Origin of the sequence: Pandoraea nosoerga, from assembly GCF_902459585.1 — a bacterium.
GTDB classification, from domain to species: Bacteria; Pseudomonadota; Gammaproteobacteria; order Burkholderiales; family Burkholderiaceae; genus Pandoraea; species Pandoraea nosoerga.
The window spans coordinates 105,624-127,130 of sequence record NZ_CABPSC010000008.1 but is presented as its reverse complement, the minus strand read 5'-3'; the positions used below and the strand labels follow the sequence as shown (position 1 = coordinate 127,130).

Here is a 21,507-nt window from a genome sequence, read left to right as displayed (position 1 = left end):
CAATCACAAAACGCCCGCGCGCCGGACATCCGGCGGCGGGCGTTGATCTTTGTCTCGACGTCGACGCCTGCGCTTACGGCGTGAGCTGCGGGTTAAGCTTCTCGGACTTCGAGTACAGCTTGTTGAGCGCCGACAGGTACGCCTTGGCCGATGCGGCCACGATATCCGGATCGGTGCCCACGCCGTTGACGATGCGACCGGCCTTCGACAGCCGCACGGTCACTTCGCCCTGCGACTGCGTGCCGGTCGTGATCGCGTTGACCGAATACAGCAGTTGCTCCGCGCCGCTTTGCACCTGTGATTCGATGGCGTTGAGCACGGCGTCGACCGGGCCGTTGCCTTCCGCCTCGCCGACCAGTTCCTTGCCTTCGGCCGTGAACACGACGCGCGCGCTCGGACGCTCGCCCGTCTCGGAATGCTGCGCCATCGACACCAGATAGAAATGCTCGCCGCCTTCGGCCTGCGCCTCGTTCGAGACGATCGCGAGAATGTCTTCGTCGAAAATCTCGGCCTTTTGATCGGCCAGTTCCTTGAAGCGGGTAAACGCGGCGTTCACGTCCTGCTCCGATTCCATCTCGATGCCCAGCTCCTGCAGACGCTGCTTGAACGCGTTACGCCCCGAGAGCTTGCCGAGCACGATCTTGTTGGCGGTCCAGCCCACGTCCTCCGCACGCATGATCTCGTAGGTGTCGCGCGCCTTGAGCACGCCGTCCTGGTGGATACCCGACGCATGAGCGAACGCATTGGCGCCCACCACGGCCTTGTTCGGCTGGACGTTGAAACCGGTGATCTGCGAGACGAGCTTCGAGGCCGGCACGATCTGGGTCGTGTCGATGCCCAGGTCCAGACCAAAGTAATCCTTGCGGGTCTTGAGCGCCATCACCACTTCTTCGAGCGACGTGTTGCCGGCGCGCTCGCCCAGGCCATTGATCGTGCATTCGATCTGACGCGCGCCGCCCAGCTGCACGCCCGCGAGCGAATTCGCCACGGCCATGCCGAGGTCGTTGTGGCAGTGCACCGACCAGATGGCCTTGTCCGAATTGGGCACGCGCTCGCGCAGCGTGCGCACGAGCTGACCGTAGAGTTCCGGCACGCCGTAGCCGACCGTGTCGGCCACGTTGATGGTCGTCGCGCCTTCGTCGATCACCGCCTCGAGCACGCGGCACAGGAAGTCCAGATCCGAGCGGCTGCCATCTTCGGGCGAAAACTCGATGTTGTCCGTGAACTGGCGCGCATAGCGCACCGCAAGCTTCGCCTGCTCGAACACCTGGTCCGGGCTCATGCGCAGCTTCTTCTCCATATGGAGCGGAGAAGTGGCGATGAACGTATGGATGCGCGAGGAGTTCGCGCCCTTGAGCGCTTCGGCCGCACGCGAGATGTCGCGATCGTTGGCGCGGGCGAGCGAGCAGACCGTGCTGTCCTTCACGATGCCGGCGATGGCCTTGATGGCTTCGAAATCGCCATTGGAGCTGGCAGCGAAGCCGGCCTCGATGACGTCCACGCGCAAGCGCTCCAGTTGACGGGCGATGCGGATCTTCTCCTCGCGCGTCATCGACGCACCCGGCGACTGCTCGCCGTCGCGCAGGGTCGTATCGAAAATGATCAGCTTGTCAGCCATGTCTTTCTCCTGTGGGGATCTCGTAGCGTTCGGATTGTTCTGGATGTCATGGCACGGCGCATTCGCCGTCGGTCGGCCGGAGCCGGCGCGCGAGCGTCGTGCGAGGCGGGCAACTGCCGGAGGGAATCAGCGCGCGACGCGCGCAGGCACGGCCGTCCCGCGAGCGGGGAATTGGCCTGGCGTTGGCGGTGCGAGAGGACGGCCCGAAGCCGGGAGGGTGCCAGAAATCATGAGCGCCAATATAGTCGGAAACCGCTGATTCCGCAACGCGCGCCGCCCCTTGCGAACCTTGTCCCTGCAGGCGTGCAGGCATGTCGGCGGCACCCGGCGCGCACGCAACGGTAAGCGGCGGGTGGCCGCGACAAGTGGCGAGAAACGGCGAGAAACGGCAAGAAATGGGGAGAAACGACGAGAAGTGCCTGGAAGTGCCGAGAAGCCGCAGCGCGAGCAGCGCGGGCAGCGTGGGCAGCGCGGCCGTGAACGAAACAGCCCGGCGCGATGGCCGGGCTGCGCGTCAAGCCAATGGCCAAGCGTGAGGCAATCAGAGTGGCGGGATACGCAGCACCTGGCCCGGGTAGATCCGGTCGGGGCTGGTCAGCATCGGCTTGTTGGCTTCGAAGATGACGTTGTACTTGTTGGCATCGCCGTAGACCGCCTTCGAGATGGCAGAGAGCGTGTCGCCCGATTTGACCGTGTGATACGTGGCCTCGGCCGACGCCGTCGAGACCGACATCTTGTCGTCCACCGCGGCTACGCCCTTCACGTTGCCGCAGCACAGCAGGATCTTTTCCTTGGTCGCCTGATCGGGCGCCACGCCGAAGACCGTGACGGTGCGCGTGGCGCCGTCGAAGGTGACCGTCAGGCCGGTCGCGTCGAGATTCTGCGTCTTGATGTAGTTCTGAATGGCGTCGGCAGCAGCCCGGTTGGCCGCATCGGTATCCGGCCCGGGTGCAGGTGCTTCGGCGGCCTGCGCCTTGCCCAACAACGCTTCGCCGGCTTCTTTCACGAAGTCCAGAATGCCCATGATTTCTCCTTCGTCACGTCGAACAACGGAAACGGCACGGACGGACCGAGCTGCCAAGGCCCGTCCGGCCAACGGGGTGCTGCCAAGCTCGCTGTCGCCAAGACTACCTCAAGATGGCGGGAAGGCGAAATGGTGAAATGACGGGATGGCCAAGCAGCAGGCGGTGGGCGCCAGGCGGTGGGCGGCGGGATGAGGGCGCCCGCGCCCGCGCCCCCGCCCCGCCTGCCCGATGCCTCGCCTATTCGTCGACCTCGCCGAAGATGCGCTGCCGGCGGCCCTTCAGGAAGCGGAACGCCCACAACACATAGCCCGAGATGCTGTACAGGCAGAACATGCCGAAGAGCACCAGCGGCGGGTCCGATGACACCAGAATGAAGCCAACCATGAACAGCAGCACCACGCCGAACGACACGCGCTGGCGAACATCGAGCGCCTTGCCGCTGTAGAACGGCGCGTTCGAGACCATCGACATGCCGGCGTAGATGGTCAGGCCGAACGCCACCCACGGCATCCAGAACACGTTGACGGGCAGCTTGTTGTCGATGGTGATCCACACGAAGCCCGCGATGAGCGCGGCCGCCGCCGGACTCGCAAGGCCCTGGAAGAAGCGCTTGTCGACCACGCCGATGTTCGTGTTGAAGCGCGCGAGGCGCAGCGCCGCGCCGGCCACGTACACGAACGCGGCGAGCCAGCCCCACTTGCCGATCTCGTGGAGGATCCACTCGTACATTACCAGCGCCGGCGCCACACCGAACGAGGTCATGTCCGAGAGCGAATCGTATTGCTCGCCGAAAGCGCTCTGCGTGTTGGTCATGCGCGCCACGCGCCCGTCCATGCCGTCGAGCACCATCGCGAAGAAGATGGCAATGGCGGCCTGCTCGAAGCGATCATTCATGGCCTGCACGATCGCGAAGAAGCCGCAGAAGAGCGCCGCCGTCGTGAAGGCGTTCGGCAACAGATAGATGCCGCGATTGCGCGGACGCACCGGCAGGTCGTCCTCCACACCCGGGTCGTGGTCTTCGTTCATCGATGGCTCTGTGGATGATGGCTTGTGACGGCCGAACGGCGAGAGATGCCTGACGTTGTTGCGCAAGCGGCCGCGATGGTTTTCCGGCATCTGTACCTCCTTGACGATGCTGAGACTACGGGCGAGCCCGCGACGGATCACCGCTATTGGAACGCGAGAAGCGAAAGCAGTTGCAAACCGCGCCCGGGCCGGTGCGCGACGTGACGTCGCACCGCGCGGGGCGCGGCCATCGTTCGATGGTGCGAGCGACTTACAGCTCGGCGAGGATCGTCGAGGTCGCGGACACCTTGTCGCCGATCGCCACGCGCGGGCGCGAGCCGAGCGGCAGGTACACGTCGACGCGCGAGCCGAACCGGATGAAGCCGTAGCGCTGACCGCGCGTGAGGCGGTCGCCCGCCTTCACGTAACACAGAATGCGCCGGGCAATGAGCCCGGCCACCTGCACGCTCGTGACGATCTGGCCGCCCACGTCGATCACCAGCGCATTGCGCTCGTTCTCGAGCGACGCCTTGTCGAGGTCGGCGTTGAAAAAACGTCCCGGGAAATATTCCACCTTGGTCACGGTGCCGTCAACCGGCGCGCGGTTCGAGTGGACGTTGAACACGTTCATGAACACGCTGATCTTGAGCGCCTCGCGACCGGCGTAAGGATCCTGCGTGGTCTCGATCGCGACAATGCGACCGTCGGCCGGCGAGAGCACGGCCCCGGCCTGTTGCGGCACCTGACGCGGCGGGTCGCGGAAAAACTGGAGAACGAACAGGGCGATCACCCAGAACGGCGCGGCCCAAACCACGCCGGCCATGAAATGCACGACGAGCGCGACGGCGACGGCGATGCCCAGGAAGGGCCAGCCCTCGCGGGCAATGATCGGGTGAGGATAATTCATGCGATTGAACTCGCGTCCTTGGTAAAGCGGTTGAGTGAGCGGGTCGGCCTGCGTTGGGCCAAACCGTGGCGTGGCGGCATTGTAGCAATGCGCGCGCCGCGGCGACACTTTTTCCCCATTCGCGACGGGCGCCTCACATTACGCACGCGCGGCGCGCCGCTCTCGATGCATTCGATGCGGTATGCCCGGCATGGGCCGCAAACGAAAAGAGCCGCCCGCCTCGCCGCGGCAAGCGCTGCGGCAAAACGGACGGCCCAGGGCCACGCGGCCACCGGCGAGGCGATCCTATGCCCGGCCGGCGCACCGTCCGCCGCCGGCGCCCGCCGTCCGGCCAGGCGGCTTTCGAACCGCCCCGGACGCGCGCGCCGCGCGGCGCGCCATACTTAGTTCTTCGACTGGTCGACCAGCTTGTTCTTGGCAATCCACGGCATCATCGCGCGCAGCTTGCTGCCCACCTGCTCGATCTGGTGCTCGGCCGTGATACGGCGGCGCGAGATCAGGGTCGGGGCGCCGGCCTTGTTCTCCAGAATGAACGACTTGGCGTACTCGCCCGTCTGGATGTCGGTCAGGCACTGCTTCATCGCCTTCTTCGTCTCTTCGGTCACGACGCGCGGGCCGGTGACGTACTCGCCATACTCGGCGTTGTTCGAGATCGAGTAGTTCATGTTGGCGATGCCGCCTTCGTAAATCAGGTCGACGATCAGCTTGAGCTCGTGCAGGCACTCGAAGTAGGCCATTTCCGGCGCGTAGCCGGCTTCGACCAGCGTTTCGAAACCCGCCTTGATCAGCTCGACGGTGCCGCCGCACAGCACGGCCTGCTCGCCGAACAGGTCGGTTTCGGTCTCTTCGCGGAAGTTCGTTTCGATGATGCCGGCACGGCCACCGCCGTTGGCCGCAGCATACGACAGGGCGATGTCGCGCGCGGCACCCGACTTGTCCTGGGCCACGGCGATCAGGTGCGGCACGCCGCCGCCTTGCGAGTACGTCGAGCGCACGGTATGGCCCGGCGCCTTCGGGGCGATCATGATGACGTCGAGGTCGGCGCGCGGAATCACGCAGCCATAGTGCACGTTGAAGCCGTGCGCGAAGGCAAGGGCGGCGCCTTCCTTGATGTTGGCGTGGACTTCGTTCTTGTACACGTCGGCGATCTGCTCGTCGGGCAGCAGCATCATGACGATGTCGGCCGACTTCACGGCTTCTGCGACTTCCTTGGTGTTCAGGCCGGCGTTGACCGCTTTGTTCCACGAAGCACCGTTCTTGCGCAGACCCACCGTCACGTTCACGCCGCTGTCCTTGAGGTTGAGCGCGTGGGCGTGGCCTTGCGAGCCATAGCCGATGATCGTGACTTGCTTGCCTTTGATGAGGGAGAGGTCGGCGTCTTTGTCGTAGAAAACTTTCATTTGGAATTGTCCCGTAATGCCAAAAAAATAACTGCAATCAGAATGGATCGAAATCCGCTTACCGCGTTGCCGCTGCCGGTCAGACCTTCAGGATGCGCTCACCACGCCCGATTCCCGACCCGCCGGTACGAACGGTTTCGAGAATCGCCGTGCGATCGAGCCCTTCGATGAATGCGTCGAGTTTCGACGAATTGCCGGTGAGTTCGATCGTGTAGGTCTTTTCGGTAACGTCAATGATGCGGCCGCGGAAAATATCCGACATCCGCTTCATCTCTTCGCGCTCCTTGCCCACGGCGCGCACCTTGATGAGCATCAGCTCACGTTCGATGTGCGCCCCCTCGGTCAGATCGACGACCTTCACCACCTCGATGAGCCGGTTCAGGTGCTTGGTGATCTGCTCGATGACGTCGTCGGAGCCCGTCGTGACCACCGTCATGCGCGAGAGCGACCGATCTTCGGTCGGTGCGACGGTGAGGGTCTCGATATTGTAGCCACGCGCCGAGAACAGACCGACCACGCGCGACAGCGCGCCCGGCTCGTTCTCGAGCAAAACAGAAATAATGTGCCTCATGGTGTATCCCGGATTGTCCTGGTGTGGGGACCGCGCAGGCGCTCGCCGGCATTCGCCGCGGCGCTGCGCGCGCCTCGTCTTACAGATCTTCTGAACCGAGCAGCATCTCGCTGATGCCCTTGCCCGCCTGGACCATCGGCCAGACGTTCTCGGTGGGATCCGTTTGGAAATCCATGAATACCGTGCGATCCTTGAGCGCCAGCGCTTCGCGCAGCGCCGGCTCGACGTCCGACGACTTCTCGATGCGCATGCCGACGTGACCATACGCCTCGGCGAGCTTCACGAAGTCGGGCAGCGCGTCCATGTACGAACTGGAATAGCGCTTGCTGTATTCGATCTGCTGCCACTGGCGCACCATGCCCAGATAGCGGTTGTTGAGCGACAGGATCTTGATCGGCGTGCGGTATTGCAGGCACGTCGAGAGTTCCTGGATGCACATCTGGATCGAGCCTTCGCCGGTGATGCAGGCGACTTCGGCGTCCGGATGCGCCATCTTCACGCCCATTGCCGCCGGCAGGCCGAAGCCCATCGTGCCCAGACCGCCGGAATTGATCCAGCGGCGCGGCTTGTTGAAGCGATAGTATTGGGCGGCCCACATCTGGTGCTGACCCACGTCCGAGCACACGAACGCTTCGCCGTCGGTGAGCTTCCAGTACGTCTCGACCACGTGCTGGGGCTTGATGATCTCGCTCTCGCGATCGAACGCGAGGCAATCGCGCGAACGCCATTGCTCGATCTGCTTCCACCAGTCGGCCAGCGCCGCGGTGTCCGGGCCGTGCTCGGCCGTCTGCAGATTCTCGATCATTTCGCGCAGCACTTCCTTCACGTCGCCGACGATCGGGATGTCGACCTTCACGCGCTTCGAAATCGACGAGGGGTCGATGTCGATGTGAATGATCTTGCGGGCGTGCGAGGCGAAGTGCTCGGGGTTGCCGATCACGCGATCGTCGAAGCGCGCGCCGATGGCGATGAGCACGTCGCAGTGCTGCATGGCCATGTTGGCTTCATACGTGCCGTGCATGCCGAGCATGCCGAGGAACTTGGGATCGCTCGCGCGATACCCGCCCAGGCCCATGAGCGTATTGGTCACCGGATAGCCGAGCAGGTCGCAGAACTGGTTCAGTTCTTTCGACGCGTCGGCCAGAATGATGCCACCGCCCGTATAGATATAGGGGCGCTTGGCCGAGAGCAGCAGGCTCATCGCCTTGCGGATCTGGCCGGAGTGGCCCTTCGTGACCGGATTGTACGAGCGCAGCGACACCGACTTCGGATACTCGAAGCGGCAGCGCGCCTTGGAGACGTCCTTCGGAATGTCGACCAGCACCGGGCCCGGACGGCCCGTCTTGGCGATGTAGAAGGCCTTCTTGATGGTGGCGGCGAGCTCGCGCACGTCCTTCACGAGGAAGTTGTGCTTGACGCACGGACGGGTGATACCGACCGTGTCGCACTCCTGGAAGGCGTCCTGGCCAATGGCGGCCGTGGGCACCTGTCCGGTGATGATCACGAGCGGGATCGAATCCATGTACGCCGTGGCAATGCCGGTGACCGCATTGGTCACGCCGGGGCCCGACGTCACGAGGCACACGCCGACCTTGTCGGTGGAACGCGAATAGGCGTCTGCCGCATGCACGGCAGCCTGCTCGTGGCGCACCAGAATGTGCTGGATCTTGTCCTGCTTGTAGAGTTCGTCGTAGATGTAGAGGACCGAACCGCCGGGATAACCCCACAGATGTTCGACCCCTTCTTCCTGAAGCGAGCGCACGAGAATTTCGGCGCCGATCATGTCTTCGGAAGTATTTTGGTGGCGTGAAGCTTCCGCCTCGGAGAATTCCGCGCTTGGCATGTTCATCGTCGACCTTTCAAAGTTTCGGCAAAAATTTTGATCGGGTGCTCTCCCCACGAACTTGTGGTCCGGGCTCAAGCTGCGCGTCTGAATGATGGACACACCGGATAGGCGTGCCGATATTGAGACAATCACAGATATTGCGAACTGGCAACGTTACCGGTTTGCAGCAAAATGGTCAAGCAAGTTTATGCATTTGCAGCATGTTCGCGAAGTCATGCCGCCAATTTCCCACGCCATGCGTCGCGTCGCGCCACGCTGGTGCACAATCCTCACATCATAGGAACGTGAGCGCCCGCCCACCGCCGCCGCGCAACACCGCCGGGCGCAAAAGCGGTTACAGCCGAGCGCGTTTTTGGTAGCATCCGCACCGACTACGCAATCGTTACGTGATTTTTACGCTTACGCGGCATTTCAAAGGGCGCAGCAGGCAAAGGCTGCGTACACCCGACCGGATGGCATCTGACAAGGAACTGGCGGATTTTCTCGCAGGCATCGAACGACGCGCCTTCAAGCAGGCCGTCTACGCCGTGCGCGACGAGGAGGCCGCCCTCGATATCGTTCAGGATGCGATGATCCGCCTGGCCGAGAAGTACGGCGACAAGCCGTCGGCCGACCTGCCGCTGTTGTTCACGCGCATCCTCCAGAACACCATTCACGACTATTTCCGCCGGCAAAAGGTGCGCAACACCTGGGTCACGCTGTTCTCGAACCTGGCCGGCCCGGCAGACGACGAGCGAGACGATTTCGACCCGCTGGAAACCTTGCTGGGCGAAGACGGGTCTGTGCAGACCGAAAGCAGCGAGGACGCCGTTTCGCGTACCGAAATTCTGACCGTCATCGAAACGGAAATACAGAAACTGCCGGCGCGTCAACGAGAAGCCTTCCTCATGCGTTACTGGGAAGACATGGACGTTGCCGAGACCGCCGCCACGATGGGGTGCTCGGAAGGCAGCGTCAAAACGCACTGCTCGCGCGCCACGCACGCGTTGGCACAAGCGTTGAAGGCAAAAGGGATCAGGTTATGAGTCACGATCTGCAAACGAGGGAAATTCGCTTCGCACATCGCGTGCGGCTCGCGTTGGATGAAGCAGCCGACGCGCCGTCGCCGAACATCGCGGCCCGGCTGGCCGCCGCTCGCCGTGAGGCGCTCGCCCGCAAAAAGCCCGAAACGGCCGCCGTCGTGCAGCCGGCGCTGGTGCTCGCGGGTGTGGGCACCATGCAGACGCCGGATCTCGGCGGGCCGCGCCGCGTACTCGACAAGCTCGGCCGCCTCGGACTGCTCTGGCCGCTCGCCGCACTGGTGATCGGGCTGGCCGGCATCGCGTACTGGGAACATCAGCAGCACATTCAGGACCTGGCGGATATCGACGCCGCCGTATTGAGCGACGAACTGCCGTTGTCGGCCTATGCCGATCACGGGTTCAACGCCTATCTGAAGCGTGCCCAGTAGTCCCCCCCTTCCCAACCGCCCAGTGACGCGACGCAACGTACTCTTTCTCGTCGCCGCGCTGATCGTGGCCGGTCTTGCCGGCACGGTAGCGCTGCGCCGCTCCCAGACCGTGGCTCCCGTGTCCGACGCCCCGCCGGCGATCGGTGCCTCGGCGCCCGCTGTCACGTCCGGAGCACCCGGCGCCGCACCGGTCGGCAGCCTGTCGGCCAGCACGTCGCAGGCGGGCGGTGCCGCCGCGTCGCCGGCCTCCCCGACCTCTGCCGCCTCCCCGGCCGCCGCCGCGCTGCCGTCGCCCGGCGGACACTGGGCCAGGCTCTCCCCGGCCCAGCAGGAAGCTCTCGCCCCGCTCGCGCAGGACTGGAACCGCATGGGCGAGCGCCAGCGCGAGAAGTGGATCGAGATCGCCAAGCGTTTTCACACCCTCTCGCCCGAAGGCCGCAAGCGTCTGCATGACCGCATGGCCGACTGGGTGCGCCTCACCCCCGAGCAGCGCAAGCTCGCGCGCGAGAGCTACCAGAACGCCAAGACGCTGCCGCCCGAGCGCAAGGTGCAGGTGTGGCAGCAGTACCAGCAGCTCACCGAGGAACAAAAGAGCCGCCTGGCCGCCGACGACAAGAAACAGGCCAATCGCCCCAACGTAGTCAGTGCCCCGCCCACGGGCCGCACAGGCGTGAAGAACCCATACGCCGCCGTGCACCGCAAGGACGCCGCGGCAGGCAGAAGCGGTGCTGCGCCGGCCGCGGCGCCCGCTTCGGCAGCCTCCGCCCCGGCGGCAGCGCTGCCCGCGCCGGCCTCTGCGGTAGCACCGGTGGCAGCCGGCGCGAGCGCGGCCAGCGCCGCGAACGCAGACAAAGGTGGCGACAGGAACGGCGACGCCGTCTTCAACTCGGATCTGTATCACCACAACTGACACGCCCCCATGGGCGCGGGGCGTCGGCCTCCGGCCCACGCGAGAGCATCACGACGGCCGCCCGCGGGCGGCCGTTCGCATTGTTGGACGGCGCGCGGCCTCCATCGGGCTCCCGCGCTCCCCCCCTCTTCCCTCTTCCCCTCTTCCCTCTTCCCCCTCTCCCCGCCTCACGAGCCGCGCCCGGCCGTCTGGCTGGCTGGCTGGCCCATCGGCCCGTTCTTCCGCATAATGGGCGACGCACAGCCGGCTGGGTACACCTGGCCGCGCCCCGAAAACAGGAACCCAGATCACGCCGCGACGAGCGACTGCCGATGACCGACACTGCGACTCAGACTGCCACGCCGCCGAGCGCCTCGAACACCGAGGGCACCGAGGACACCCGAGACGCCGGGAGCCGCCCGGGCGCCCCGAACGCCGCATCGCCCCTGCGCCACAGCTACGCGGTGCCGACGTTGCGGCGGCGCCTGCTTTCCATGGTCTACGAGTCGCTCCTGCTCTTTGGCGTGCTCTTTCTCGCGGGCTACCTCTTTAGCACCCTCACTCAGCAGCGCAGCGGCCTGATGTATCGCCACGCGATGCAGGCCTGGCTGTTCCTCGTGCTGGGCGCCTACTTCGTGTGGTTCTGGACGCATGGCGGCCAGACGCTCGCGATGAAGACGTGGAAGATTCGCCTCGTCGACGCGCACGGCCAGCCGGTGCGCGCGCCTCGCGCGATCGTGCGCTACGTCCTCGCCTGGCTGTGGGTCCTCCCGGCAATGGCGCTCGACTGGGCCTTCGGGCTGACCGGCTGGGGCAGCGCGTCGCTGCTCGCCGGCTGGATGACCCTCTGGGCGCTCGCCATGCGCGTGGTGCCCGATCACCAGTTCGTGCACGACCGGCTCGCGGGCACGCGGCTCGTGAGCGTGCTCGGCAAATGACCACACCGCCGCCGGCCGCGGCGCGCCGGGCGCGGCCCTCGCGCCCGCATCTCGTCTATGGCGGCGTGCAGGTGGGCCTCTCGCTCGTCGTTGCCGCCGCCACATGGTCCGCCTGGCACAACCCGTGGGCCACCGTTCTGTGGACGATGCTGTGGCTGCCCGTCTCGCACGCCATCGCACTGGCGGCGGGCTTCGTCATGGCCGCGCAGGCCGACCCGACACCGGCCCGGCGCGCACCGGCCGGCGTCGGCATCGCAACCTGGGCCTACGAATGCGCGGCCTCGATCCTGCTGCTCGACCTCTACCAGCCGTGGCGCAGCGCCGCCCCGCTGCCGGCGCCGAGCGGCCCGGCGCGCGCCGTCGCCGTCCTGCTGCTGCACGGCTATGGCTGCAATCGCGCCTTCTGGCTGCGCTTTGCCCGGCATCTGGCCGACGCCGGCTATCAGTGCGACGCCATCAATCTCGGTCCGATCTTCGGCGACATCGACGAATACGCGCCGCAAATTGCGGGCGCTGCCCAAGCGCTGGCCGAGCGCACGCGCCTGCCGGTGGTGATCGTCGGTCACAGCATGGGCGGGCTTGCCGCCCGCGCTTGCCTGAGCCGCCACCCGACGCTGCCCGTCGCGCACACCATCACGCTCGGCTCGCCGCACTTCGGCACGCTGCACGCGCGTCACGGTTTCGGGGTCAACGTCCGGCAGATGGGCATTGGCAGCGAGTGGCTCATCGCGCTCGCCAACCGCGAAACGGACGCCGAGCGCGCGCGCATCACCTCGATCTACACGTATCACGACAACGTGGTGTATCCCACGCGCACCTCGGTGTTGCCCGGCGCGCACAACGTTGCGCTCGATCGGCTGGGGCACGTGTCGCTCGGCACGCATCCGCGCGCCCGCGCGCTCGTGCTCGAAACGCTGGAGCGCGTGGCCCAGGGACTGCGGCGCGGCGCGTGACGCGGCAACCCGCGGCGTGCTGTGGCGTTCGCGCGACGTTGCAAGACAGTTCGGCGACAAGGCGATGACTGTCATCTGCGCTTCACGAAGCCATGGCGCAATGCTCGCATGTTCAACGCGACGTGCGAGCCGCTATGACGACGACACCGACCTTCGACTTTCCGATTCCCACGCCTGCTGCTCGCGCCGGACATTTCGCTGACACCCCGCCGGGCCGCCCCCTCTGCCCACCCGCCAGCCCTCCCGCCACACCGCCCTCCACGATCGACCTGCCGCCGGACACCCCCGACCCGCTCGACCCACCGCCTGAAGGCATCACCCGCTACCGCACTATCTGGCTGTCCGACATCCACCTCGGCACGCAAGGCTGTCAGGCCGAGTACCTGCTCGACTTCCTGCGCCATCACGAATCGGACTATCTGTACCTCGTCGGCGACATCATCGACGGCTGGCATCTTCGCCGCGGCTGGCACTGGCCGCAGACGCACAACGACGTGGTGCAGAAGATGCTGCGCCGCGCACGCAAGGGCACGCAGGTGATCTACGTGCCGGGCAATCACGACGAAGCCGCGCGGCAATTCTGCGGACTCGCGTTCGGCGACATCGCGGTGCGCGACGAGGCGTTTCACACCACGCTCGGCGGCAAGCGGCTGTGGATCACCCACGGCGACCTGTTCGACGGCGTGATCCAGCATGCGAAGTGGCTCGCCTACCTGGGCGACTCGCTCTACACGCTCACGCTGCTGCTCAACCGCTGGTTCAACCGCGTGCGCACCCGCTTCGGCTTCCCGTACTGGTCGCTCTCGCAATACCTGAAGCATCAGGTGAAGAACGCCGTGAACTTCATCTCCGCCTTCGAGCATGTGATGGCCGACGAAGCGCGCCGCCGTGGTTGCGACGGCGTGGTCTGCGGCCACATCCACAAGCCGGAGATCCGCGACATCGACGGCCTGCTCTACTGCAACGACGGCGATTGGGTCGAGAGCCTCTCCGCGCTCGTCGAGACGACCGAAGGCGAGCTGCGCATCGTCTACTGGACGCAAAGGCGCGCCGCCCGCAGCCAAGTGAAGGCCACGCCGGTGAGCGCGTGAACGCCCGGCCGCACCGGCTGTCGGCGGCGAGCTCCTCTCGCGCGCCGTCGGCCCTTTGACGCAGTCGCACCCCCCGCGCGCGCAAGGCATGGGACTGCTGCGCGCGCCCCACCCGGCATCGCCGCGCGAGCTCTCGCACGCGTGCCACCCACCCGCGCCACGTGCGCGAAGGAGCGCCCGATGAAAATCATGATCATCACCGACGCCTGGGATCCGCAGATCAACGGCGTGGTCCGCACGTTGAAGAACACGCGCGCTCAGTTGGAAGCCGCCGGCCACCGCGTCGAGCTGCTGACCCCGCTGGAGTTCCGCACGATACCGTGTCCGACGTACCCGGAGATCCGCCTCGCGTTCTTCGCGGCCGGCCGGGTGGCGCGCCGCATCGAGGAATTCGCCCCGGACGCCCTGCACATCGCCACCGAAGGGCCCCTTGGCATGGCCGCCCGCAAGTGGGCCATCCGCCACGACTTCCCGTTCACCACCGCCTATCACACGCGCTTTCCCGAGTACGTGCAGGCGCGCTTCGGCCTGCCGCTCGCGACTACCTACCGGTTTCTGCGCTGGTTTCACCGGCCGTCGCGCGCGGTGATGGCGCCCACGCCTGTGGTCAAGCGTGATCTCGAGGCGAACGGGTTTGGCAACGTGGTGTTGTGGACGCGCGGCGTGGACCTGGACATCTTCCGTGTGCAGGAAGCACATGTGCTAAATTCGGCGCATCCGATTTTCCTCTACGTGGGACGTGTTGCCGTGGAGAAGAATATCGAGGCCTTCCTGAAGCTGGACCTGCCCGGCTCCAAGTGGGTCGCCGGCGAGGGACCGCAACTGGCCGAACTGCGCTCGCGCTACCCCGACGTGAACTACCTCGGCATGCTCTCGCAGCCCGAGCTCGCGAAGGTGTACGCATCGGCCGACGTCTTCGTCTTCCCGAGCCGCACCGACACGTTCGGCCTCGTGCTGCTCGAAGCCATGGCGTGCGGCCTGCCGGTGGCGGCCTACCCGGTCACCGGCCCGGTCGACGTGCTCGACGGCTGCCCGGAAGGCGAAGGCGGCGCCCTGCGCGAGGATCTTCGCGAAGCCTGCCTCGATGCGCTCAAAGTCTCGCGCGCGAGCGCACGGGCCTGGGCCGAGCGCTTCTCGTGGCAGGCCGCCTCCGAGGAATTCGCCTCGCATCTGCACCCGCGCAAGCCCGAGCCGACGCTCGCGCCCGCGCTCTGATCCATCTCGAAAGCCCGTTGCGGCGAGGAACCTGACGCTTGTTCATCGATCACCCGCCGCCGCGCGACAAACAACCGAATCCTTACAAGGGCAACCGGGGCGTCATGCGTGCATGGCGCGCCCTGAAGTATTCGCTGTCCGGCTTCAAGTTTGCCGTGTTCGAAGAAAGCGCCTTTCGGCAGGAACTGGCGCTCGCCGCGATCCTGCTGCCCGCGGCGGTCTTCCTGCCGGTCACGGCCGTCGAGCGCGTGCTGCTCATCGGCTCCGTGCTGCTCGTGCTCATCATCGAGCTGGTCAATTCGAGCATCGAGGCGGCCATCGACCGCATTTCGCTGGAGCGGCACGAACTGTCCAAGCGCGCCAAGGATTTCGGCAGTGCGGCCGTGCTCGTCGCGCTCGGTCTTTGCCTGCTCACCTGGGCTTCGCTCGCCGGCCCCGTCATCGCCGAACTGATACGTACAGCGCTTTTCTGATATCGGGGTCGCCCCGCCCCGCAGGCTTGGCAGCGTGCGGCTGCCGGGTATAATCGGTCGCCGTATACCTGATACTCATCTACATGAACGCAAGCGGAGAACATCCGTCGCCGAGCTTGCGCCAACCGGGGCCGACAGACATGGAAGGAAAGCCGCCACGCCGAACCCGCGAACGAATTCTTGAGGTGTCGCTACGACTCTTCAACGATCTCGGCGAACCCAACGTCACCACCACCACGATTGCCGAGGAGATGAAAATCAGCCCCGGCAATCTGTACTACCACTTCCGCAACAAAGACGACATCATCAACAGCATCTTCGCCCAGTTCGAGCAGGAAATCGAACGCCGGCTGAAGCTGCCGACGGATCACAAGCCCACGATCGACGAAGTCTGGACGTACCTGCAATACATGTCCGAATTCCTGTGGCGCTATCGTTTCCTGTATCGCGACCTGAACGACCTGCTCGCGCGCAATCGCACGCTCGAGACGCATTTCAAGGAGATCCTCGGCCACAAGAAGCGGTTCGCGAAGCAGATGTGCGAGGTGCTCGTCGCCGATCGGGAAATGGAGGCCACGGACGAGGAAATCGACGTTGCCACGACCAATATGGTCGTGATCTCGACCTACTGGCTGTCGTATCAATTCGTGATGAACCCGCGCAAGTACAACGATCCGGACGAGATCGGCGCGGGACTGCATCGATCGAGCTATCACATCCTCTCGCAGCTCGCACCGTATCTGCGGGGCCGCTCGCTCGAGCTGTACGAGAAGATGGCGCGGGAATCTTCCGCGCACGTACCACCATCCAAGGGAGTCAAGTAAGGCATGTCGTCCGAAGTCAAATCCATCTGCGTCTATTGCGGCGCCGCCGCGGGCGCGCGTCCCGCATACGCCGAAGCCGCGCGCGAACTGGGCCGTCGTATGGCCGAAGCCGGCATCCGTCTCGTCTACGGCGGGGGCAAGGTCGGGCTGATGGGCATCGTCGCCGATGCCGTGCTCGCCCATGGCGGGCAGGCCATCGGCATCATTCCGAAGGCGCTGGTGGACAAGGAAGTCGGTCACACCGGACTCACGGAACTGCACGTCGTCGAGAACATGCACCAGCGCAAGCAGAAGATGGCCGATCTGTCGGACGCCTTCATCGCCATGCCCGGCGGCATCGGCACGTGCGAAGAGCTGTTCGAGGTCTTTACGTGGCTGCAGATCGGCTACCACGCGAAGCCGATCGGCCTGCTCAACGTCGAGCATTACTACGATCCGCTGATGGTGTTCCTGAACGCGATGGTGACGGAGCAGTTCCTCAAGGGCGCGCAACTCGATCAGTTGCAGGTCGCCACATCCCCCGAGGCGCTGCTCGAGACGATTCAGCGCTTCAAGCCGTCGCAGATTGATCGCTGGGCCAAGCAGCGCACCCAGATCTAGGCGCCGGCGGGCCGAAGCTCCCGGCCCCGTGAGCGCATCATGCCGTGCGACGCTGCCGTCGCGCGGCATTGTTTTTTGGGGGGCGGGCCGGCGTCATGGACCCTCCCGCTCATCCCCTCATCCCGCTCATCCCGTCATACCGTTTTCCCGCCCACGCCCTCACGCCCTCACGTCGGGACCACGCCTGCCGCCGCCGCGGCTGCGCATTGAACTCTTGCCGCGACACCTACTCAGACCGTTGTTGCGGACCGACAGGCACTCGCACACGTCTTGCCCGCCCGGGTCCATCCTTCCTTGACGAGCAAACCCGCCCATGATGTTAAAGATGTTTCGCCCGATGCGGCTTCTGCGCTCACGCTGGCTCCGGCCTCACGCCGGGCTGTTGCTGCGCCGCCACTTGTGGCATGCCACGCCCCGCGGCGTCGCGATCGGGCTGGCGTGCGGCGTTTTCTTCGGGATTCTGGTTCCGTTCGGCCAGATTCTGATTGCGGTGCTCGCCGCCGCCCTGCTGCGCGGCAACCTGCTAATCGCAGCCGCGGGCACGCTTGTCACCAACCCGCTCACGGTGCCGTTCGTCTATCTGGGCGCGCACCGCCTGGGCCGCTGGATGTTCGAATGGACGTCGTGGTCGCCCGGTGCCGACATCGAGGCAGGTGTCGCCGCGGCGGCACGCGCGAGCGAGAGCCTCTGGGCGCAGTGGCGGCATTTCGACTTCGGCACGGCCACGCTGCATCTGGCCACCGGGCTTGCGACGTGCGCCGTCGCCGGCGGCATCCTCGCTTATGCGATCGGTTTCTTCGCCATTTGCTGGCATCAACAACGCCGCCGCGCAGGGTCGCCGGCCACTTCGACAGACACTTCGGCGGACACCTCGCAGGCCACTTCGCAGGCCACTTCGGCGGACACCTCGGCCGACGCTTCGTCCGGCGCTTCCTCCACCCCTTCCACCACTGCGCCGACAGCGCCCCGCAGCTGAGCGACGCACGCGCCGGGCGTCGTCAGAACGACGATCCCGGCTCTTTCAGAAACGCCACTTCCTCGGGCGTCGACACCCGTCCCAGCGCTTCGTTGCGATGCGGATAGCGTCCGAATCGCTCGATGATGATCGCGTGCCTGCGCGCGTAGTCCAGGTTGTCGACGAGCCCCGCGTCCCTGGCGAGTTGCTCGTAGAACGCCAAGGAAGCGTGCTGACTCTCGAGCGACTCATCGTGCTCGAACGGCAGATAGACGAACACGCGGTGCTGCGCGCTCGGCAGGCGGCGATCGTCGCCCGCGCCGACGAGACGCCGCGCCACGGCGAGCGCCTTGGCATCCCCCGCGAAGGCTTTCCCCTGCCCGCGATACAGATTGCGCGAGAACTGGTCGAGCACCACGATCAGCGCGCAGGCGCCCAGCGGCGTATCGGCCCAGCCGTCCAGTTCCCCCGCCAGGGCGCGCTCGTGCAGCGCGCCAAAGCGCGCCCGGATTTCCTCGTCGAACACGTCCGACTTGCGAAACCACTCCGGTCTCGCCAGTCCGAAATCCGGCGCGCCGGGCGCGCCGAACCAGAAGTCGAGAACGGCCTGCCAGGGCGCGGCTGCGGGGGACGGTTCGGGTGCGGGAGCTACCATGGAGATGTCGGGTGCGTGAAGGAAGTATCAGGACATATCAGGACGTGACCCGCATGATGCCAGATTCAGGCGAATGCCAATACCACGCGACGCGTGCGCGACGTCTTCTTTTCGATCCTGGCCACCTTCAACGCCCCGATTTCCGACGTATTGGCCACATGCGTGCCGCCGCACGGCTGCAAATCGACACCCTCGATGCGCACCAGACGCACGCGGCCGAGTCCGACCGGCGGCTTCACGCTCATCGTGCGCACCAGTTCGGGCCGGGCAGCCATTTCCTCGTCGCTGATGCTGTCGATAGCCACCGGGCGCGCGGCCGCCACGAGCGCCGCCAGGCCGGCTTCGACCGTTTCGCGCTCGATCGGCTCGTTGGTCACGAAGTCGAGTCGCGCGTACTCGGTGGTGATGCTGCAGCCGTCCACGGGATGCGGCAGCACGGCGCACATCAGGTGCGAGGCCGTGTGAAAGCGCATGTGGCGAAAGCGCCGGTCCCAGTCGATTTCCGCGCGCACGGGCTCGCCCACCGAGAGCTTCGCCAGCACCTCGGCCTGCCCTTCGGCCGGCACGTGAACGGCGTCGTCCGGCGTCGCGCCCTCGCGTTTCGACTTGCGGGTGTCAGCGATGACAAGCCGCGTGCCGTCGGCCAGCACGAAGTGTCCGGTGTCACCCGCCTGCCCGCCGCCGAGCGGATAAAAGACAGTCCGATCGAGCATGATGCCGGTCTCGTCGATATGCGTGATACGCGCCTCGCATTGGCGCAGATAGGCGTCTTGCCGAAACAGCGCTTCGGTACTCATGGTTCCTCCTTTGCGAACGGGACATGTTCGCGCGATTCGCGCGCCGCTGACAAGGGACAATCCCACGCCCGCACGCCGGTACGGTCGGCAAACGACAGCGTTGCCATCGTGCCCATCGGGGTTATCGTGCTGTCCGGGTTCCGTCACGGTGGCCCAAAACGGCATCTTTGCGCCACAAACCCCGTGCGCGCGTGCGCCACGCGCCCAATTTCACCGCAGATTACGGCGCCCCAAGAAGTTTTGGCGCGTCCCGAAAGTCACGGCCCGACGCGCCCCCTAGGCTATTGCCGGTCGGTCATCGTGACCGGCGAATGCCAAGGAGTCCAACCGTGCCCGATCTTCACCCCCGTCCCTCCATGACCGACGCCACCCCTGCCGCCCCTGCCGTCCCTTCCACCCTTGCCAGCCCTGCCGGCCCTGACGCCACACCGCGCGCCGACGCCCCCGAGGCCCTCCCCGGGCTTCCCTCTTTCCCGGCCGAATTCGCGCATGCGCGCGCGTTGCGCGACGCCGGCGACCTCGCGGGTGCGGCCGATGCTTTCGGCCGCCTGTGCCTGCGCTTTCCGCAGCAGGCCGAGACATTCAAGGCACTCGGCTACGTCCTGCATCAAAGCGGTATGCACGACAACGCGCCGGCGCCGCTGCTTTTCGCCTTCCTGCTGGACGTGCATGACCCCACCCCGCTCTACTTCGCGGCGCTCAGCGAACGGCAACGCGGCGAACACGAGATGGCGCGTGAACTGGCGATCGACGCGTTGCAGGTCGCCGAAGCCTCGCATCGCCACGCCCGGGTCGCCGACGCGGCGCGGCAGCTCATTACCTCGCTCTGAGGACTTCCCCCAACTCGATAGGAGCCCCCCATGACGAACGACCTCGGTGTTTTTTCCATTACCACGTGCCAGACGCCCTTCAACGTATCGCCCGGCCAGTCAGGTTCCGGCGCCTCTGCCGCCTTGCTCGATGAGGCGATGCTGGGACTCGCGCCCGCGGGTGGCGCCCACGGCGGATTCAAGATGCGCGCGTCGGACACCGTTTTGCCCATCTTCACGCATGCCCGGCTCACGGCGCTGACCCAGCACTTCATCACGGCCAGTGCGCACACGACGATTTTCGCGCTCGCCCGGGCGAGCGAAGCGCTCGACGCCGGCTCGAACCACAAGACGCTCACGCTCGAACATCGCGCGGCGAGCGTCGGGACCGGCGTGCTGTGCGCGAGCGCGGCACTCGACTTTCTGACGGCAGTCGGCACCTTTCTGAACCGCTCGAAATCGGCGAAGGACATCAAGGATGCGCAGTGGCTCCCGTCGCTCGCCGGGCTGTCGGCCACGTTGCGGCCGTTCACGGATCACTTCAAGACGTTGCAGAACGGCATCAGCAACGTCGCACTTTTCAGCGCGGTGGGCTCGATCGGTGCGCTGTGGGCGACGCGCGAGAGTTTGCGCGAGCCGCCAACGCATCCCTCGCCGGCGCCCGAGCCCACCCCGGCCTCGACGCCGATGCCCGACGTCCCCGCGCCGTCCGCGAGCAATCGGCTCGAGTACGCGCAGTTGGGAGCGGCCATTGCGAGCACGACCTTGCGGGCCGTCATGCCGCCCATCGTATCGACGTGCATCACGCTGGACGAGGCCAAGCGCAAGCGGCACGAATACGAATTGCGGGACGGCCCGAACGGTCTGCATGTGGCGCATGCCGAGGCGCCGGTGACGCTGACGCGGTTCACCAGGGACGATACGCCGCCCATCCTGGGAAACTGGGCGTAATAAGGACCTGGGAGACGCGGAAGACCTGGGAGGCGCGGGAGGCGCGGAATACGCGGAAGACGCGGGAAACTCAGCCCGCGCGGTTGCGCATCCAGTCGGCCGTGCCGTAAAAGGCTTGCATGAGACGCTCCTGCAGCGACTTTTCGACGCCGATGTCCTGCATGGCCCAGGCCATGCACCGCAGCCACTGGTCGCGCTCGCTCGTGGCGATCGGGAACGGCAGGTGGCGCGCCCGCAGCATCGGGTGCCCGAATCGTTCGATGTAGTGATTGGGGCCGCCCAGCCAGCCGCACAGGAACCAGAACAGCTTGTCGCGCGAGCCGCCGAGCGCCTCGGGATGCAGGCTGCGAATGCCTGCAAACTCCGGTTCGAGGTCCATCAGGTCGTAGAAGCGGTCGACGAGTTCGCGCACGCGGTCTTCGCCGCCGAGCAGCATGAACGCGCTCGGCTGCGCGGGCGCATCCTGAGCGTCGTCGTCCTTGGGGGATGAGGAGGTGTTTTCGGTCGTCATGGCCGATATTGTGCCCGACCGCGG

At 65.9% G+C, this 21,507-nt stretch carries 21 protein-coding genes and 2 pseudogenes; 13 read left to right on the top strand and 10 right to left on the bottom strand.

All coding sequences use genetic code 11. The features are described from left to right. Positions 1-73: 73 nt before the first annotated feature. The 7 genes from PNO31109_RS12060 to PNO31109_RS12030 form a co-directional block, all read right to left on the bottom strand. The gene (locus PNO31109_RS12060; RefSeq protein WP_150555754.1) at positions 74-1,618 is read right to left on the bottom strand and encodes a 2-isopropylmalate synthase; all 1,545 of its coding nucleotides are present in this window, start codon (positions 1,616-1,618) and stop codon (positions 74-76) included. A 541-nt stretch (positions 1,619-2,159) separates the two neighbouring features. Further along, a complete protein-coding gene (gene lysM / locus PNO31109_RS12055) occupies positions 2,160-2,642 on the bottom strand; it encodes a peptidoglycan-binding protein LysM (protein WP_150555753.1) in 483 nt (160 codons plus the stop codon). Between the two features lie 238 nt (positions 2,643-2,880). Next, positions 2,881-3,759: a CDP-alcohol phosphatidyltransferase family protein gene (locus tag PNO31109_RS12050; protein ID WP_150555752.1), complete on the bottom strand. Its 879-nt coding sequence runs from the start codon at positions 3,757-3,759 to the stop codon at positions 2,881-2,883. Between the two features lie 160 nt (positions 3,760-3,919). Beyond that, positions 3,920-4,555, bottom strand: a complete 636-nt coding sequence (locus PNO31109_RS12045; RefSeq protein ID WP_150555751.1) for a phosphatidylserine decarboxylase — start codon at positions 4,553-4,555, stop codon at positions 3,920-3,922. A 383-nt stretch (positions 4,556-4,938) separates the two neighbouring features. Next, a complete protein-coding gene (gene ilvC / locus PNO31109_RS12040; protein ID WP_150555750.1) occupies positions 4,939-5,955 on the bottom strand; it encodes a ketol-acid reductoisomerase in 1,017 nt (338 codons plus the stop codon). A gap of 79 nt (positions 5,956-6,034) precedes the next feature. Further along, positions 6,035-6,526, bottom strand: a complete 492-nt coding sequence (gene ilvN / locus PNO31109_RS12035; RefSeq protein ID WP_023595471.1) for an acetolactate synthase small subunit — start codon at positions 6,524-6,526, stop codon at positions 6,035-6,037. A gap of 79 nt (positions 6,527-6,605) precedes the next feature. Continuing rightward, positions 6,606-8,375 carry an acetolactate synthase 3 catalytic subunit gene (locus PNO31109_RS12030; RefSeq protein ID WP_150555749.1) on the bottom strand — a complete coding sequence of 590 codons (1,770 nt, stop codon included), beginning with the start codon at positions 8,373-8,375 and terminating at the stop codon, positions 6,606-6,608. 449 nt (positions 8,376-8,824) lie between these two features. On the opposite strand from PNO31109_RS12030, the gene PNO31109_RS12025 reads away from it, so the two are divergent. From PNO31109_RS12025 to PNO31109_RS11975, 11 genes and pseudogenes are all read left to right on the top strand, one after another. Continuing rightward, complete coding sequence (locus tag PNO31109_RS12025; RefSeq protein ID WP_150555837.1) at positions 8,825-9,397, top strand: RNA polymerase sigma factor; 573 nt, start codon at positions 8,825-8,827, stop codon at positions 9,395-9,397. Next, positions 9,394-9,822 carry a DUF3619 family protein gene (locus PNO31109_RS12020; RefSeq protein WP_150555748.1) on the top strand — a complete coding sequence of 143 codons (429 nt, stop codon included), beginning with the start codon at positions 9,394-9,396 and terminating at the stop codon, positions 9,820-9,822. The genes PNO31109_RS12025 and PNO31109_RS12020 overlap by 4 nt, the downstream gene beginning before the upstream one ends. Positions 9,823-9,844: 22 nt before the next feature. Further along, complete coding sequence (locus tag PNO31109_RS12015) at positions 9,845-10,732, top strand: DUF3106 domain-containing protein (protein ID WP_150555747.1); 888 nt, start codon at positions 9,845-9,847, stop codon at positions 10,730-10,732. 311 nt (positions 10,733-11,043) lie between these two features. Continuing rightward, complete coding sequence (locus PNO31109_RS12010; RefSeq protein WP_150555746.1) at positions 11,044-11,649, top strand: RDD family protein; 606 nt, start codon at positions 11,044-11,046, stop codon at positions 11,647-11,649. After that, positions 11,646-12,602, top strand: a complete 957-nt coding sequence (locus PNO31109_RS12005; protein WP_150555745.1) for an alpha/beta hydrolase — start codon at positions 11,646-11,648, stop codon at positions 12,600-12,602. The genes PNO31109_RS12010 and PNO31109_RS12005 overlap by 4 nt, the downstream gene beginning before the upstream one ends. Positions 12,603-12,844: 242 nt before the next feature. Continuing rightward, positions 12,845-13,693, top strand: a pseudogene (locus tag PNO31109_RS12000) (UDP-2,3-diacylglucosamine diphosphatase); the annotation flags it as partial. Between the two features lie 180 nt (positions 13,694-13,873). Next, complete coding sequence (locus PNO31109_RS11995; RefSeq protein WP_150555743.1) at positions 13,874-14,908, top strand: glycosyltransferase family 4 protein; 1,035 nt, start codon at positions 13,874-13,876, stop codon at positions 14,906-14,908. 77 nt (positions 14,909-14,985) lie between these two features. Then, positions 14,986-15,381, top strand: a pseudogene (locus tag PNO31109_RS11990) (diacylglycerol kinase); the annotation flags it as partial. Between the two features lie 140 nt (positions 15,382-15,521). Continuing rightward, positions 15,522-16,205, top strand: a complete 684-nt coding sequence (locus PNO31109_RS11985) for a TetR/AcrR family transcriptional regulator (protein ID WP_150555741.1) — start codon at positions 15,522-15,524, stop codon at positions 16,203-16,205. Between the two features lie 3 nt (positions 16,206-16,208). Beyond that, positions 16,209-16,805, top strand: coding sequence for an LOG family protein (locus PNO31109_RS11980; protein WP_150555740.1), 597 nt, complete (start codon positions 16,209-16,211; stop codon positions 16,803-16,805). A 313-nt stretch (positions 16,806-17,118) separates the two neighbouring features. After that, the gene (locus PNO31109_RS11975; RefSeq protein ID WP_150555739.1) at positions 17,119-17,781 is read left to right on the top strand and encodes a DUF2062 domain-containing protein; all 663 of its coding nucleotides are present in this window, start codon (positions 17,119-17,121) and stop codon (positions 17,779-17,781) included. Positions 17,782-17,803: 22 nt separating this feature from the next. Here PNO31109_RS11975 and PNO31109_RS11970 read toward each other — a convergent pair whose 3' ends face one another. Next, complete coding sequence (locus PNO31109_RS11970) at positions 17,804-18,415, bottom strand: DUF924 family protein (RefSeq protein ID WP_150555738.1); 612 nt, start codon at positions 18,413-18,415, stop codon at positions 17,804-17,806. Between the two features lie 65 nt (positions 18,416-18,480). Next, on the bottom strand, positions 18,481-19,212 hold the full coding sequence (locus PNO31109_RS11965; protein ID WP_150555737.1) for an alanyl-tRNA editing protein: 732 nt from the start codon (positions 19,210-19,212) through the stop codon (positions 18,481-18,483). 329 nt (positions 19,213-19,541) lie between these two features. Between PNO31109_RS11965 and PNO31109_RS11960 the strand changes: the two genes are divergently transcribed. Both PNO31109_RS11960 and PNO31109_RS11955 read left to right on the top strand, forming a co-directional pair. Continuing rightward, on the top strand, positions 19,542-20,042 hold the full coding sequence (locus tag PNO31109_RS11960; RefSeq protein WP_150555736.1) for a hypothetical protein: 501 nt from the start codon (positions 19,542-19,544) through the stop codon (positions 20,040-20,042). 30 nt (positions 20,043-20,072) lie between these two features. Continuing rightward, positions 20,073-20,972, top strand: coding sequence for a hypothetical protein (locus PNO31109_RS11955; protein ID WP_150555735.1), 900 nt, complete (start codon positions 20,073-20,075; stop codon positions 20,970-20,972). A 70-nt stretch (positions 20,973-21,042) separates the two neighbouring features. Here the strand turns inward: PNO31109_RS11955 and PNO31109_RS11950 are convergent, their stop codons facing one another. Next, the gene (locus PNO31109_RS11950; protein WP_150555734.1) at positions 21,043-21,483 is read right to left on the bottom strand and encodes a group II truncated hemoglobin; all 441 of its coding nucleotides are present in this window, start codon (positions 21,481-21,483) and stop codon (positions 21,043-21,045) included. Positions 21,484-21,507 lie beyond the last annotated feature (24 nt).